The organism is Allobosea sp. 10N428 (assembly GCF_056394545.1).
In genome coordinates, this window is the sequence record NZ_JBFTIC010000003.1 from 159,147 (window position 1) to 173,152 (window position 14,006).

The window sequence follows — 14,006 nt, forward strand, 5'->3', positions numbered from 1 at the left end:
GCCTCGCAGGGCACCGCGTCATCGCCCGTCAGCAGGTTGACATGGCTTCCTTGCGCCGGATTCGCGCTGCGATGCCGCCCAGCAGCCACGGCAAGAGGTAGATCGGGAACTGCGCCAGCGCGAAGAACAGGAAGGTCGCCGGCGAGACGCCGGCGCCCAGCGCGGCGACAAGCAACCCCATATTCCGCTGCCCGGTGCCGTAGCCGATCATGAAGCGCTCCGACGCAGGCAGTCTCCGCAGCACGAGCCAGCTCGAGATCAGTCCCGCCGCCGAAACCGCGAACACGCAGGCCAGCACGAAGAGAACGAGCCGGGGATTGTCGAGTGCGGCCCGCGTCACGCCGTCCATCGCTGCGATGGCGAAGATGAAGTACATCAGCACGCCGAAGCCATCGAGATTGGCCTTCATCGCCTTGATCCGCTTGACGCCGAGCCAGGCGCGCAGCGTGAAGGCGACCGCCATGCCGCCGCCGATGAAGATCAGCAGCCGCAGCATAAGCACCGAGCGGTCGAGCGGCACGGCCGCGCCGGCCAGCAACTCGACCAGCAACGGCGCGATGATGGGGCTCAAAATCGTGGTGACGATGACACTGGCGATGATCAGCGACGGCTCGAAGCCGTAGAGGATCGCCACCGCCGGCGAGGACATGATCGGCGGCGCCGACCCCATGATCGCGAGCCCGAGCACGATCCCCGGATCGAGGTTCTCGCGCCCGACGAGCAGCAGCGCCCCGCCGATCAGCAGCACCGGACCGGTGATCAGCCACAGGCAGGAGGCCGCGAGCTTCGCCGGCCGGCGCAGCAGCCGCGCGGTGACGCCGAGATCGACCCGCATGAACACGACGGTCGTGAAGCAGAAGATGGTGATAGGCAGCACCGGCCGCGCCGCGGCGGAGAATTGCGGAAGCGCGAGGCCAAGGAAAATGGACAGCGCGAAGCCTTGCGTGCCGTAGCGCCCGAGCCATGCGAGCGCGGCGGCGAGAAGGGCGACTGGACGCATCGGCACGGCTCTGGAATCGTTCGCGAAACAGCCGGCACACTGGCCCATCGCGCCCAATGCGTCACCTGCGCGCCGAGCGGAGCGGTCCTGCGCCGGCATAAAATTGTGCCATCCTGCCCACATTTCTGGTGAGCAAAGCCAAATTGGCGAAGATGACGCAGACCCTGCGAAAGATTCCGCGATCCTGCGCAAAATTCGGTCGCAGCGCTGACAAGCCGGCGCAAACCGGTATTTTGCGGGAAAAGGGGTTGGCAGGAGTAGATCATGAAGGTGGATACGATCGTTCTCGGCGCCGGCATCGTCGGCATTTCGGTCGCGCTTCACCTGCAAAAGGCCGGCCGCTCCACCCTGCTCGTCGACCGGCGCGGACCGGGCGAAGAGACCAGCTACGGGAATGCCGGCCTGATCCAGCGCGAGGGTGTCTACCCCTACGGCTTCCCGCATGATTTCGGCGCGCTCATCCGTTACGCGATGAACAATACAATCGATGCGTCCTATCATTGGAGCGCGCTCCCGAAGCTCGCGCCCTTCCTCCTCTCCTACTGGATGCATTCGCGCGCCTCTCATCACGAAGCGATCGCCCACAAATACGAGAAGCTGATCGAGCACTGCGTCACCGAGCATGATGCGCTCGCGCAGGAAGCCGGCGCGACCGAGCTTCTGCGCCGCAAGGGCTGGATGAAGGTGTTCCGCACCGAGCGTGAGCGCGAGGAGCGCCTCGCCGAGGCCGCCCGCTGGAAGCGCGAATTCGGCGTGAACTACCGCGCCCTCGACATGGCCACCCTCAAGGCCGAGGAGCCGCATCTCGACCATGCCAGCCTGATCGGCGGCCTGCACTGGACCGATCCGGTTACGGTCGTCGATCCGCTCGGCCTGTCCAAGGCCTATGTCGCGCTGTTCGAGAAGCTCGGCGGCAAGCTCGCCATCGGCGATGCCGCGACGCTGGCGCAGAGCGGCGCCGGGTGGAACGTCACCCTCGCCGACGGCACCAAGGCCGAGGCCAGGGACGTCGTCGTGGCGCTCGGCCCCTGGGCCGATGTGCTGACCAGAAAGCTCGGCTACCATCTGCCGCTTGCGGTCAAGCGCGGCTACCACATGCACTACAAGCCGCAGGGCAACGCCGTGCTCAACCATCCGGTGCTCGACACCGAGCGCGGCTATTTTCTTGCGCCGATGCTACAGGGCATCCGCCTGACCACGGGCGCCGAGTTCGCCGATCGCGACGCGCCCAAGACCCCGGTACAGCTCGCACGGGCCGAGCCGATCGCCAAGGCGCTCTTCCCGCTCGGCGAGCGTGTCGATGCCGAGCCCTGGCTCGGCCGCCGGCCCTGCACCCCGGACATGATGCCGATCATCGGCCCGGCTCCCAAGCACAAGGGCCTGTGGTTCTCCTTCGGCCACGCCCATCACGGCCTGACGCTCGCTGCCGTCACCGGCCGCATGGTCGCCGAGATGGTCAGCGGTCAAAAGGTCTTCGTGGATCCGACGCCCTTCGCGCCGTCGCGTTTCGTCTGAGCAGCGCCGTCATTCTCGGGCCGCGCCCGCGCGGACCCGAGAACCTCCAGCCGATAGAGGCGCCCCGTCGGCATGAGATGCTCGGGTCAAGCCCGAGCATGACGCGGGAAGACGGTCAGCCCTGCGCCGAGCCCCCTCGCCTGCCGGCGCGCTCCCTGCCACGATCCGTCTCCCGATTCTTGACCGAGACCTCGCCATGGCCCTCGCCAAACCACCCGTCCAGGACAATGCCTACGCCGCCGCGCTCGCCCTGCTCGATCGCGTGCCGCTGATCGATGGCCATAACGACCTGCCCTACGTCATTCGCAAGGATGCCAGGGCCAGGGGGGACGTCGCCACTTACGGCCTCGACAAGGTCCATGCCGAGGGCGACACCGACATCCCGCGCATGCAGGCCGGCAAGATGGCGGCGCAGTTCTTCGCGGCCTATGTCCCGCCGAAGCAGGCCAAGCCCGCCGGCTTCGCGCTGGCCCAAATCGCGCTCATGCGCGACATCCTGAAGCGCCATGCCGACGCATTCCGTCCCGGCCTTTCCGCGGCCGATGTCGAGGCCGCCAAGGCGGAGGGCCGCATCGCCCTGTTCATGACGATCGAGAACGGCACCGCGCTCGACAATGAGCTCGACGCGCTCGACGCCTACTTCGATCTCGGCGTGCGGCTGATGACGCTCTGCCACAACGACACCACCGACTGGTGCGACTCCGCCACAGATGCGCCGCGCCACAACGGCCTCACCGATTTCGGCAAGGATGTCCTGCGCAGGATGAACCGGCTGGGCATGGTGATCGACCTCGCCCATGTCGCGCCGAAGGTGATGCATGACGCGCTCGACGTCTCCAGCGCACCCGTTGTCTGGTCGCATTCCAACGCCTTCACGCTCTGCGACCACCCGCGCAATGTCGCCGACGACGTGCTCGACCGCGTCGCCGGCAACGGCGGCGTCGTGATGGCGACCTTCGTGCCGGACTTCATCAGCCAGGCCTCGCGCGACTGGCATCGCCCGGCCAAGGACCAGTATGGCAAGACGCCCGAGAGCATGGATTATGCAAAGGTCGAGGCGGAGATCGTCGCCAAGTCAGGCCCGCGCCCGACCGCGACGCTGCCGGAGTATTGCGACCATGTCGAATACCTCGCCAAGCGCATCGGCCATGATCACATCGGCATCGGCTCGGATTTCTTCGGCTGGGTCAATCCGGACGGGTTGGAGGACACCACGACCTTCCCGTCGGTGATCGCCGAGCTGATCCGCCGCGGCTGGTCGGAGGAAAACCTCGCCAAGCTCGCCGGCGGCAACACCCTGCGCGTGCTGCGCGCGGTGGAGCAGGCGGCGGGCTGAACGCTCCGAGCCTCGTCATGGTCGGGCTCGTCCCGGCCATCCACGTCTTCACTTGTCGCAATTCGTCTTCAAGACGTGGATGCTCGCCACAGAGGCGAGCATGACGTATGAGCTTGCCCATCACGCCAGGCCATCGCGGGCGTGATCAAGACCTCATCTCGAAAACAAGATTTCATTTCTCCCATGACCGGTTCCGGCACAGACCGCACCCGCCCGTCCGTCCAGGCGGCCGCCCCCATCGTCATCCTGGTCGAGCCGCAACTCGCCGAGAACATCGGCATGTGCGCCCGCGCCATGGCGAATTTCGGCCTTTCCGAGATGCGCCTCGTCGCTCCGCGCGACGGCTGGCCCAGCGGCGGCGGCCTCAAGAAGGGCGCGACTGCGGCCGCCTCCGGCGCAACGCATATCCTTGAGAATGCCCGGCTCTATGCCAGCGCGGCCGAAGCGGTCGCCGATCTCAACCATGTACTGGCGACGACGGCCCGCGAGCGCGGCCAGATGAAGCGCGTGCTGACGCCGGCCGAGGCGATGCCGGAAGTCGCGGGCCGCATCGGCTCCGGCGAACGCGTCGGCATCCTGTTCGGGCGCGAGCGCATCGGGCTGACCAATGAGGAGATCAGCCTCGCCGATGCGATCCTGACCTTCCCGGTCAATCCGGCCTTCGCCTCGCTCAACCTCGCCCAGGCCGTGCTGCTCAACGGCTATGAATGGTTCAAGACCACCGGCGGCGAGCCGCCCTTCCGCGAGAACAACCCGTCGCCGCCGGCGAAGCGCGAGACGATCCTGTCGATGTTCGACTATCTCGAAGGCGAGCTCGATCTCTGCGGCTTCTTCCCGGTCGGCAAGAAGCCGGTCATGACCGCGAATCTGCGCGACATCCTGCACCGCCTCGACATGACCGAGCAGGAGGCACGCACGCTGCGCGGTGTCTTCAAGTCACTCGTCGAAGGCCCCAAGAAAGCGCGTCTGCTGGCGCGGCAGGCCGAGACGCCCGAGCGGCCTGAAGAATAAAAAAGCCGGCCCCGAAGGGCCGGCTCGTCTGGTCGCGGGGTCTCGAAACACCCGGTCAGAATTGATACTTCAACGTCGCCTTCACGGTGCGGCCCGGCTCGGTGTAGTAATCGCGAGCCTGTGCCAGCACGCCGGTAGGAACGTTGACCGCATCCCAGTACTTGCGATCAAAGATATTATAGACGCCGATCTGCAATTCAAGGTCTGCGATCTGCGGCATCGGGCGCCACCACGCCGACGCATTGAAGATCGCGTAGCCGGGCGCCCGGAAGCCCTGATTGGAGCCGGTCGTTGCCGCGACGTTATCGCGCTTGCCTGCGAGTTTGGTCGAGACCTCCGCACCCCATGAATCCGTACCATAGGCAATGGCGAGAATGCCCTGCACCGGCGGGATCGAGTTCAGGTAGGTATTGTCGGTCTGGTTCACGCCGCGGGTGTAGGCGAAGGAGCCGCGCACCAGCCAGTTCTCCGTCAAGGCATAGCGCCCGTTGATTTCCACGCCCTGAATCTCGGCGCGCGGAATGTTCCGGAAGCTCGTGATGCCGCCTTGCGGGTAGATCGCGTCCGGCGGGGCGATCTGCTGCTGCTCGATGAAGTTGTGATATTTCGTGTAGAAATAGGTGACCGAGCCGCCGACCTGCTTGTCGCCGAAGCGGAAGCCGACATCGATGCCGTTGCCCTCTTCCGGACGCAGGTCCGGATTGCCGATGCGCAAATAGGTCCCCGGCCCGCCGAAGCGGCCATAGAGTTCGTTTGCCGTCGGGGCGCGGAAAGTCTTGGCCCACTGGGCAAAGAAGGTCACGTCCTTCACCCACGGAGCGTTCTTGAGAACGTCGTATTCGAGGCGAATGCGCGGCGACCAGCCAGTATCGGTGGAAGACCGCGGCAGGCTCGTCGGCCGTGACCCGCCTGCGAAATAGGCCGGGGTATTCTGCGGCACTTCCTCATACCAGTCGAACCGGACGCCGGGGGTGATGCGCAGCCGGTTGTCGAGCATCCCGATCTCGTCATGCGCGTAGATGCCGAGGAGCTTGCCGTCGACCTTCGGCTGGTCGGCCTGGTTGGTGTGCAGGTTGTTGCAGGTGGTGTACGGCGCGGTGAAGAGGCCGGAGGCCGGTCTGGCCGGGCAGTTGTCGACACCCGACGAGAATTGCTCGAGCGAGGACATCCGCAGCTCCGTGCCGAGCAGCAGGCGGTGCGTCAGCGCGCCGGTCTGGAAGTTCTTGATCACATGGCCGTTGAAGCCGTAGGCGTTCTCCTCGTTCTCGTTGTCGCGCGTATAGGGGCCGACGATGCTGGTGTAGCGCCAGGCGTTGACGAGGTCGTTGCGCTTCAGGCGCTGCCAATAGGCGACGGCATGGGCCTCGTCGAAGAACGAGCCCGGCATCTTGTAGTCGTAGCTCAGCGAAACGCGGTTGCGCTCGACATCCTCGCCGGTCTCATAGGAGCCGGGGCGAAAATTCCCGGTCAGCGAAACGGTGTTCGTACGGGTCTGCACCCGGTCGGCGCGCTTGAAGAACTCGCCCTGGATACCGAAACGGTGCTCGCCGACATCCTGATAGATCTTGCCGAGCAAGTTGTACTGGTTGAAGTCGGCCGGGTTGGGCGCCGTGCGCGCTGCACCGATCGTCTTGTTGTCGCCCCTGTTGTCGGTCTCGTGCCCGTTGCGGAAGCCGCCCTGCAGCAGCATGGAGGTATTCCCCGTCCTGGCGGCCGCTGCCGCGCTGCCGAACCAGGCGCGGTCGGTGCTGTCATAGCCGGTCTTGGCGAGCGCGCCGTAGGAGCGGCCATCGCGCAGCAGGTCTTCCGGGTCGAGCGTGCGTACCGCAAGCGCGCCGCCGAGCGCACCGCTGCCGAGTGTGCTGGCCCCGCTGCCGCCGCGCAGCAGATCGAGTGTCGACAGTGAATCGAAATCGAAGGCGTTCTGGGCGCCGCGATTGACGCGGGTATCGATGAGGAAGGGCTGGCGGATGCCATCGATCGTCGTCAGTACGCGCGCGCCATCGAGGCCGCGAATATTGAGCGAATTGGTCTGGCGGTTCAAGGTGATGCCCGCCTCGACGCGGTTCGACAGGTCCGTCAGGCTCTGGATCTGCTCGCGGTCGAGTTCCTGGCGCGTGACGCGCGTCGTCGTCGGCCCGCTCACCAGCGCACCGCCCGGCACGCCCTCTCCCTGCACATTGATCTGATCCAGCACGACCGGCGCCTCGCCGACCGAGCTTGGTGCAGGCGCCGCCTGCTGGTTCCGCTGTTGCGCTTCGGCAGTCGAAGCAAAAAGCGCCAATGCCAGGCTTCCAAGCGCCACGCTGTCGCGAAGCCGGCCGGAAAGATTCCCCATCGCCCGTATCCCGTCCTTGCCGCACGGGCCTTCGGCCCTGAACGGCAATTTAAAATGAGTATAAAGAAGACCCTATACGATAATATAAGGTTCCGGACCGATATTGATCGAATCGTATACTGTCAATTGCCGAACAACATTCGCATTAACAATGGATTCGTTCCAAAAAAGAACTATTCTAATGTAGAATTACACGACCATTCTTGCAGCAGAGCTTTGCTCCCGATGTCGTGATCGTCGAACCCGCCTCGTCGCCGTCTCCGCCATTGCAACGTCGTCGGCGGCAAGCATTGTCGTGTCATGAATCCGCGTCATGCCAGAATGACCCGCCGCAGGCTGCTGACTGGGGGCAGCGCCATGGTCACCGCTTTCTCCGTCGCGGGGCGCTCCTTCGCCGCGACCGATGCCGATGTCGTCGTCGTCGGCGCCGGAGCGGCAGGCATCGCCGCAGCCCAGACCTTGCGCGCAGCCGGCCGCAAGCCGATCGTGCTGGAGGCTCGCGGCCGCATCGGCGGGCGCGCCTTCACCGATGCTTCCCTCGGCGCGACATACGACGCGGGCGCGATGTTCATCCATTGGGCAGAGCGCAACCCATGGGTCCAGATCGCCCGCGATCTCGGCATCGAGACCGCATCGGAACCCCAGGGTGGCGGTTTCCGAGTCTTTGCCGACGGGCGCCCCATGGCCGACGCCGATCGTCGACGCCGGCGCGATGCCTTCAACCAGATCGACAGGCGGCTCGAGACAGTGGATCTCACTGGTCGCGACATGTCGATCGCAGAATTGCTCGGCGATCTCGGCCCCGACAGCGCCCCCGTCGCGGCGTCGGGTCTACTGCTCTCGATCGGAGAGGAATCAAGCCGGATTTCAGCGCGTGACTATCAGCGTCTCTGGGCCGGCGACGATCTCGTCGTCCCCTCAGGCTACGGCAATCTCGTCACGCGCTCCGCCGCAGGCCTCGATATTCGCCTCAATCAGACGGTCGAGGCTATCCGCTGGGACGGATCGGGCGTGACGGTCGCCACGCCTTCGGGCGACATCCGCGCCAATGCCTGCATTCTCACCGTGCCGGTCGGCGTGCTCAAGTCAGGCGCCATCCGCTTTACCCCGGACCTTCCGACAGCCACTCGTGACGCTCTCGCAGGGCTGCACATGGGAGCGCTGACCAAGATCGCGCTCAAGGTTGAGGGCGACCGCTTCGGCCTCACGCCGGGCGCGAGCCTGCTTGAGACCGGCGCACCCGAGCGCATGATGAATTTCGACATGTACCCGGACGGCAAGGACATCGTCATCGGCTATTGCGGCGGCGATTATGCGCGCAAAATCTCAGAGGCTGGCCCGGATGAAGCGCGCGCCCATGTCGTCGACCTCCTCGCGAAGATGGTCGGCGCCGAATTCCGCAAAACGGTCAAGGCAGTATCCTTCCCGGCCTGGTGGACCGACCCGTTCGCGCGCGGTTCTTATTCAGTATGCGATCCCGGCCACGAGAAGGCCCGGGAAGCCCTCGCCCAGCCCATTGGCGGGCGCCTCCTTATTGCAGGAGAGGCGACTGCGGGCGGCGGCGCGATGACCGTGGGCGGGGCCACGCTCGCGGGCCGGGCGGCAGCGGCGACGCTCGCGCGGCTGAAGGCCTGACGGCTCCTCGGGCTAGAGCACCAGCTCCCAATTCTGCCCCACGAGATCCTGACCGAAGGAATGGTGCCGCTCTTCCGCAACCAGCCGGAAACCCTCCGCGACATAGACCGCGCGGGCAGCATGGAGGATGTCGTTGGTCCAGAGCACCATCCGCCGATAGCCAGCATTGCGGGCGAAATCGACGGCATCGCGCACCAGCGCCTTGCCCAGCCCCAGCCCCTGCGCACGCTTCTCGACCAGCACGAGCCTGAGCTTCGCGGTCGCTTCGTCCTCTTCGACGACAAAGGAGGAGCCGGCCGGAGCCCCTTCCAATTCGGCGATGAAACAGCGCTCGCGGCCGGGCTTGAAGTCGCGCAGGAATTTGGCGGCAATCTCGGCAACGAGCGCCTCGAAGCTCTGATCCCAGCCATATTCTTCGGCATAGAGCCGCCCATGAGCCGCGATCACCCAGCCGATATCGCCCGGCCGGTGCTCGCGGATCATGGGACGAGGACGGGTCTGCCGCTCCCCCGAAAGAAGGCGCTGCGCCGTGGCGAGCGCATCAACCAGCGCGGCCTGCTCGGGGAGCGGAAGCCGCGACAGGATCGACCGCGCCTGGGCATCCGACGCGCGGTCGATCGCTGCGAAGGCAGCTATGCCTTCATCGGTCAATTGCAGGCGCCAAGCTCGCGCGTCGACCGACGAGCGGCTGCGGTCGAGCCATCCACGCGTCGCGAAGCGCTGCAGGATGCGCGACAGATAGGCCGGGTCGAGATCGAGAGCCCCGGCCAGTTCCGCCGCCCGCCAATCGTCGCGCTGCGCCAGCTCGTAGATCACCCGCGCTTCCGTCAGCGACATGCCGGAGCCATGCAGGCTGCCTCCGAGTCCGCCGACCCAGAGGGTATGGAAGCGATTGAACCTGCGGATCGCCGCGATGGCTTCGGTCTCGCCGAGGTCCATGACTCACCTCCAACCGGAGACCAATGAATTTAGTTGACAGAGTCAACTAAATTCGAGACGGGACAGAAACGCGGCATTGACCCTCCCTTAACCGGTCTCTGGCGAAGTCGAGCTTTGACGTCTCACGGCGCTGACATGCAGGTCGATCTCCTCGCCGGAACGGGATACCGCCCCCTTGCGATCCCGCGCCCCCAACCCACCATCCTGGTCTTCGATTCCGGGCTTGGCGGCCTCACCGTGCTGTCGCGCACGGCGCAGGCTTGCCCAGGCGCCCATATCGTCTACGCCGCCGACGATGCCGGCTTCCCCTATGGCCGCCTGACCGAAGACGCACTTGTCGGCCGCATCCTCGCCGTAATGGAGCGGCTTATCGCCCGCTGCCATCCCGATCTCGTGGTGATCGCCTGCAATACGGCCTCGACGCTGGTCCTGCCGACGCTGCGGGCACGCTTCGCCATCCCCTTCGTCGGCACAGTGCCCGCGATCAAGCCTGCTGCGGTCGCAACCAAAAGCGGGATGATCTCAGTCCTCGCTACGCCCGGCACGGTGGCGCGCGTCTATACCCGCGAGTTGATCGAGACCTATGCTGGCGGCTGCGACGTCACGCTCGTCGGCGCGACGCGGCTCGCGGGCATGGCCGAGCAGGCGTTGAAGGGCGAATCCGTCGCTGACGACGCTCTGCTCGCCGAGATCGCCCCCTGCTTCGTCGAGGCGAACGGCCGGCGCACCGACGTGGTCACGCTCTCCTGCACCCATTATCCGCTTCTGCTCGAGCGGATGAGGCGGCTCGCGCCCTGGCCCGTGGAATGGATCGATCCCGCTCCGGCGATCGCGCGCCGCGTCGTCGCGCTGCTCGGCCCGGTCGGCGACGTTCCCTGCCCGAAAGCCACCGCCATCTTCACGTCAGGCGCCGGGCTGAGCGGTCCCTTGCGCATCGCGCTTGCCGGCTATGGCCTCACTCATGTCGCGATCGAGCCCATGCCGCTGGCGAGCTAGCGAACTCCGCTTCCGTCGATCCGTTTTCTACGGTGGCGAGGATCGCGGCGAAGCAGGTGCGTTGGCGGGCATCGCCACCGCATGACCGCCACCATGGCTACTGATACTGACTTTGGCTTCCCGGCCTGCCGGAATTGACTCGAAGCCGGCTTTGCGCCATATGCCCTTCCGTCGCGCGGCTCCTCACGGGGCCGCGTGACTTTTTCCGCACCCGTGATCCGCTTTCCTTCGGAAGCCGGATCTGTCGCCCCGGCCCATTCGCGGGGGAGCAGGAGGGCGCGGTCCTCAAACTCGCGAACCATAGAGGACACGCGACATGTCGAAGCGCCATGAGGCAAAGTACAAGATTGACCGCCGTCTCGGTCAGAACATCTGGGGCCGTCCCAAGTCCCCGGTCAACCGCCGCGAGTACGGCCCCGGCCAGCACGGCCAGCGCCGCAAGGGCAAGCCGTCCGACTTCGGCACGCAGTTGCGCGCCAAGCAGAAGCTGAAGGGCTACTACGGCTCGATCTCCGAGAAGCAGTTCCGCCGCTATTACGCCGAGGCCATCCGCCTCAAGGGCGATTCGGGCGAGAACCTGATCGGCCTGCTGGAGCGCCGTCTCGACGCGGTGATCTACCGCGCCAAGTTCGTGCCGACCGTCTTCGCGGCTCGTCAGTTCGTCAACCACGGCCACGTCACCGTGAACGGCAAGCGCGTCAACATCGCGTCCTATCAGGTCAAGCCGGGCGACGTCGTCGCGGTCAAGGAGAGCTCGCGCCAGCTCGCCATCGTCATCGAGTCGGCCACCCTCGCCGAGCGTGACGTTCCGGACTACATCGACGCCGACCACAACAAGTCGACCGCCACCTTCGCCCGCACCCCGACGCTGTCGGACGTGCCTTATGCGGTGCAGATGGAACCGAACCTGGTCATCGAGTTCTACTCGCGCTAAGCCGTTCGGAACGGGTAGAAATATCCGTTGCTCTGAATATCTTGGGGGAGGGCAAGATCTTGCCCTCCCCCAATTGTTTTCCGGCGCCTCCTTGGGCTCGGCGGCGCGTCTGCGGCCCGCCCCCAAAGGCGCCCCGGCGGGATTCTGCGGCCAATCTGCCTCGCCCCCGACGGCGGCCCTCGGGTCCTCATGGCCATCGCCGTCAAGCGGCGCGCTCCGGCGCCCGCTCGGACGGCATGCCGTCTTTCATGACACTCTTGATCTGGTCGCGTAGCTCGGGCGTATCCTGATGCTTGTGCACGGCGACAGCGTGCTGCACCGCCGCCTCCAGGAGCTCGTCTTCAGTATCGGCGCTGATCGCGATTGAGCACTTCGTCTCGCTCGGAAACGCCCGGCAGTCGATGAACTTGCGTCCCATGGCGCCCTCCCTCAGGAGAAAGCAAACGCGCCTCCGTCGCAACAGCGGCAGGCTGCGCAAATCACCATACGCCCATGCCGAGGTCGTCGCAAAAAATGCAGCTCCTGGCACTCCTCCAACCCTGAGCATTCGCACGCGGCACGCCTTCTCCAAGCTTACCGATCTCATGAAGGCGACAACTGCCCGGAAATTCCGATACCCTGGCTCACAGTTCCCGGACCGCCTGCGCTCTCGGCTGGCTCGCCCTTTGCGCCCATCCAGCGACGCTATCGACGTCTCAGGTCGAAGGGCATTCTGCTGCAATGTCCGCGTCGGAGGCCATGATGTCTCGAACCGACGCTTCGATCGCAAGCGGCGTGCGGTCATCCATCTTTATGATCGGACGCCGGGCCATTCCGGCCATAACTGGGGTTCGGACGGCCGAGGCGGGACGGCAAAGACCTGCCATCTGCGCCGCATCCTGTGAACGGCCGCGCCGCCGCGGCGGATAAGCATCGCTTACAGATGCGAGCCGACCTCATCGCGGAAGAAGTAGCAGCCCAGCCCGATGCAGCCGATCAGGATCGACAGCGCATAGGGCCCGAAAAGGCACACCACAAAGACGGAGCCGATGAAGGCTCGCATCGCCCAAGCTGACCACGTCTGCTTCATGGCTAACCTCTCGCATTGCGTTTCCTGACAAAACGTAAACGGCAAGCCGTGAATTCGATCTGAAGGGATACGGTAAATCGCGAAATCGCATTTCAGATCCGCATGTTAGCAAGTTCGGCAAAATCAGGGCGAAGCGGTGAAATCCGTTCTCACTCCCGCCCTAATGCCGTAGCGTCATCATCGTCCTCGCTACCGCGGAGAGATTCGCCATGACCAAAACCTTGTTGATTGCCCTCGCGCTGTCCTGCTCCGCGAGCCTGGCCTATGCCCAAAGCTGCAATATCCAGGCTTCCGACAAGAAGCTTGCAGGCGCTGCCAAGACCAGCTTCCTGACCAAATGCGAGAAGGACGCGACCTCGGCCTGCGACAAGCAGGCGGCGGACAAGAAGCTGGCCGGCGCCGCCAAGACCAGCTTCACCAAGAAATGCGTGACCGACTCCGTCGGCGGCTGAGCGCCTGAACAAAGATCGGCAGCGTCCCGACACGGCCGGTTGCAATGACAGCCCCGGTCAGTCGGCGGTGCTGCTCTCCCAGGTCGCATGGCTCACAGTCGGCAGGCGTGCCAGCCTGTCGACGACCTGATCGAGTTCTTTCCGGTCGACCGCCGTGCTGATCAGCTTGGCAACGATCTCGACCGAGTCCTCGCCGCGCTCGACCGTCGTAATGTCGCTGACCGGATATTGCGCCGCTTCGAGATATTCGACGAGCGTCTCGCGCACCTCGGCGAGCGCCTGGGTCCGCGCGGTGACAACGACTTCGTAGGTCGCCTCGAGCGCCCGCTCGTTGAGCGGGATGCGGTTGATCGCGTTGACGAGTGGCCGCAGCAGCGTGTTGCCGAAGATGACGAAGACCGCGACGAGCGCGGCTTCGGCGATCATGTCCGCGCCGGCGCAGGCCCCCGCGGCGGCAGAGCCCCAAAGCGTTGCCGCGGTGTTGAGGCCGCGAACGTTGGTGCCCTCCTTCATGATCACGCCCGCGCCCAGGAAACCGATGCCCGAAACGACATAGGCGATCACCCGGATCGCGCCGGACGCTCCCTCGATGCGCATGCCGAGATCGACGAAGGCCGCAGCCCCGAGCGCGACGAGAACGGTAGTGCGCAAGCCGGCAGTGCGCTGCCGGTATTGCCGCTCGGCGCCGATCAGCATGCCCAGCACGAAAGCGGCCGTCAGGCTGACGACCGTGTCCAGGAAAGGCGCGAGTTCGAAGGTCTGAATGAAGCGCATGGCCGCT

Annotated in this window: 13 protein-coding genes; 7 read left to right on the plus strand and 6 right to left on the minus strand. The window is 65.4% G+C overall.

Annotated features, from left to right (window positions below):
• Window positions 1-28: 28 nt before the first annotated feature.
• Entirely contained in the window at window positions 29-1,000 is a 972-nt protein-coding gene (locus tag AC1DDA_RS11030; protein ID WP_441512994.1) for a hypothetical protein, read from the minus strand.
• Between the two features lie 264 nt (window positions 1,001-1,264).
• Here AC1DDA_RS11030 and AC1DDA_RS11035 point away from each other — a divergent pair, with 264 nt between their 5' ends.
• The 3 genes from AC1DDA_RS11035 to AC1DDA_RS11045 all read left to right on the plus strand — a co-directional run bounded on the left by AC1DDA_RS11035 (window position 1,265) and on the right by AC1DDA_RS11045 (window position 4,862).
• Window positions 1,265-2,515, plus strand: coding sequence for an NAD(P)/FAD-dependent oxidoreductase (locus AC1DDA_RS11035; protein ID WP_476795776.1), 1,251 nt, complete (start codon window positions 1,265-1,267; stop codon window positions 2,513-2,515).
• A 196-nt stretch (window positions 2,516-2,711) separates the two neighbouring features.
• Entirely contained in the window at window positions 2,712-3,851 is a 1,140-nt protein-coding gene (locus AC1DDA_RS11040) for a dipeptidase (RefSeq protein ID WP_476795777.1), read from the plus strand.
• A gap of 183 nt (window positions 3,852-4,034) precedes the next feature.
• Window positions 4,035-4,862, plus strand: a complete 828-nt coding sequence (locus AC1DDA_RS11045; RefSeq protein WP_476795778.1) for an RNA methyltransferase — start codon at window positions 4,035-4,037, stop codon at window positions 4,860-4,862.
• Between the two features lie 55 nt (window positions 4,863-4,917).
• Here the strand turns inward: AC1DDA_RS11045 and AC1DDA_RS11050 are convergent, their stop codons facing one another.
• Window positions 4,918-7,200, minus strand: a complete 2,283-nt coding sequence (locus tag AC1DDA_RS11050; protein ID WP_476795779.1) for a TonB-dependent hemoglobin/transferrin/lactoferrin family receptor — start codon at window positions 7,198-7,200, stop codon at window positions 4,918-4,920.
• A 357-nt stretch (window positions 7,201-7,557) separates the two neighbouring features.
• On the opposite strand from AC1DDA_RS11050, the gene AC1DDA_RS11055 reads away from it, so the two are divergent.
• Complete coding sequence (locus AC1DDA_RS11055; protein WP_476795780.1) at window positions 7,558-8,835, plus strand: flavin monoamine oxidase family protein; 1,278 nt, start codon at window positions 7,558-7,560, stop codon at window positions 8,833-8,835.
• Window positions 8,836-8,847: 12 nt separating this feature from the next.
• Here AC1DDA_RS11055 and AC1DDA_RS11060 read toward each other — a convergent pair whose 3' ends face one another.
• Window positions 8,848-9,774, minus strand: a complete 927-nt coding sequence (locus tag AC1DDA_RS11060) for a bifunctional helix-turn-helix transcriptional regulator/GNAT family N-acetyltransferase (protein ID WP_476795781.1) — start codon at window positions 9,772-9,774, stop codon at window positions 8,848-8,850.
• Between the two features lie 135 nt (window positions 9,775-9,909).
• Here AC1DDA_RS11060 and murI point away from each other — a divergent pair, with 135 nt between their 5' ends.
• Both murI and rpsD read left to right on the plus strand, forming a co-directional pair.
• Complete coding sequence (gene murI / locus AC1DDA_RS11065; RefSeq protein ID WP_476795782.1) at window positions 9,910-10,770, plus strand: glutamate racemase; 861 nt, start codon at window positions 9,910-9,912, stop codon at window positions 10,768-10,770.
• A 316-nt stretch (window positions 10,771-11,086) separates the two neighbouring features.
• Complete coding sequence (rpsD, locus tag AC1DDA_RS11070) at window positions 11,087-11,704, plus strand: 30S ribosomal protein S4 (RefSeq protein WP_441513002.1); 618 nt, start codon at window positions 11,087-11,089, stop codon at window positions 11,702-11,704.
• Window positions 11,705-11,906: 202 nt separating this feature from the next.
• Here rpsD and AC1DDA_RS11075 read toward each other — a convergent pair whose 3' ends face one another.
• Both AC1DDA_RS11075 and AC1DDA_RS11080 read right to left on the minus strand, forming a co-directional pair.
• On the minus strand, window positions 11,907-12,122 hold the full coding sequence (locus AC1DDA_RS11075; protein WP_441513003.1) for a DUF1059 domain-containing protein: 216 nt from the start codon (window positions 12,120-12,122) through the stop codon (window positions 11,907-11,909).
• A 498-nt stretch (window positions 12,123-12,620) separates the two neighbouring features.
• On the minus strand, window positions 12,621-12,773 hold the full coding sequence (locus AC1DDA_RS11080; RefSeq protein ID WP_441513004.1) for a hypothetical protein: 153 nt from the start codon (window positions 12,771-12,773) through the stop codon (window positions 12,621-12,623).
• 209 nt (window positions 12,774-12,982) lie between these two features.
• Between AC1DDA_RS11080 and AC1DDA_RS11085 the strand changes: the two genes are divergently transcribed.
• Complete coding sequence (locus AC1DDA_RS11085) at window positions 12,983-13,225, plus strand: hypothetical protein (protein WP_441513005.1); 243 nt, start codon at window positions 12,983-12,985, stop codon at window positions 13,223-13,225.
• Window positions 13,226-13,282: 57 nt separating this feature from the next.
• Here the strand turns inward: AC1DDA_RS11085 and AC1DDA_RS11090 are convergent, their stop codons facing one another.
• The gene (locus tag AC1DDA_RS11090) at window positions 13,283-13,999 is read right to left on the minus strand and encodes an MgtC/SapB family protein (protein WP_441513006.1); all 717 of its coding nucleotides are present in this window, start codon (window positions 13,997-13,999) and stop codon (window positions 13,283-13,285) included.
• Window positions 14,000-14,006 lie beyond the last annotated feature (7 nt).

What these genes read in the sequence shown, in the direction of transcription:
- AC1DDA_RS11050 (WP_476795779.1), bottom strand. Translation starts at nt 7,200, where the DNA reads ATGGGGAATCTTTCCGGCCGGCTTCGCGACAGCGTGGCGCTTGGAAGC.
- AC1DDA_RS11035 (WP_476795776.1), top strand. Translation starts at nt 1,265, where the DNA reads ATGAAGGTGGATACGATCGTTCTCGGCGCCGGCATCGTCGGCATTTCG.
- AC1DDA_RS11040 (WP_476795777.1), top strand. Translation starts at nt 2,712, where the DNA reads ATGGCCCTCGCCAAACCACCCGTCCAGGACAATGCCTACGCCGCCGCG.
- murI (WP_476795782.1), top strand. Translation starts at nt 9,910, where the DNA reads ATGCAGGTCGATCTCCTCGCCGGAACGGGATACCGCCCCCTTGCGATC.
- AC1DDA_RS11075 (WP_441513003.1), bottom strand. Translation starts at nt 12,122, where the DNA reads ATGGGACGCAAGTTCATCGACTGCCGGGCGTTTCCGAGCGAGACGAAG.
- AC1DDA_RS11030 (WP_441512994.1), bottom strand. Translation starts at nt 1,000, where the DNA reads ATGCGTCCAGTCGCCCTTCTCGCCGCCGCGCTCGCATGGCTCGGGCGC.
- rpsD (WP_441513002.1), top strand. Translation starts at nt 11,087, where the DNA reads ATGTCGAAGCGCCATGAGGCAAAGTACAAGATTGACCGCCGTCTCGGT.
- AC1DDA_RS11045 (WP_476795778.1), top strand. Translation starts at nt 4,035, where the DNA reads ATGACCGGTTCCGGCACAGACCGCACCCGCCCGTCCGTCCAGGCGGCC.
- AC1DDA_RS11060 (WP_476795781.1), bottom strand. Translation starts at nt 9,774, where the DNA reads ATGGACCTCGGCGAGACCGAAGCCATCGCGGCGATCCGCAGGTTCAAT.
- AC1DDA_RS11085 (WP_441513005.1), top strand. Translation starts at nt 12,983, where the DNA reads ATGACCAAAACCTTGTTGATTGCCCTCGCGCTGTCCTGCTCCGCGAGC.
- AC1DDA_RS11080 (WP_441513004.1), bottom strand. Translation starts at nt 12,773, where the DNA reads ATGAAGCAGACGTGGTCAGCTTGGGCGATGCGAGCCTTCATCGGCTCC.
- AC1DDA_RS11055 (WP_476795780.1), top strand. Translation starts at nt 7,558, where the DNA reads ATGGTCACCGCTTTCTCCGTCGCGGGGCGCTCCTTCGCCGCGACCGAT.
- AC1DDA_RS11090 (WP_441513006.1), bottom strand. Translation starts at nt 13,999, where the DNA reads ATGCGCTTCATTCAGACCTTCGAACTCGCGCCTTTCCTGGACACGGTC.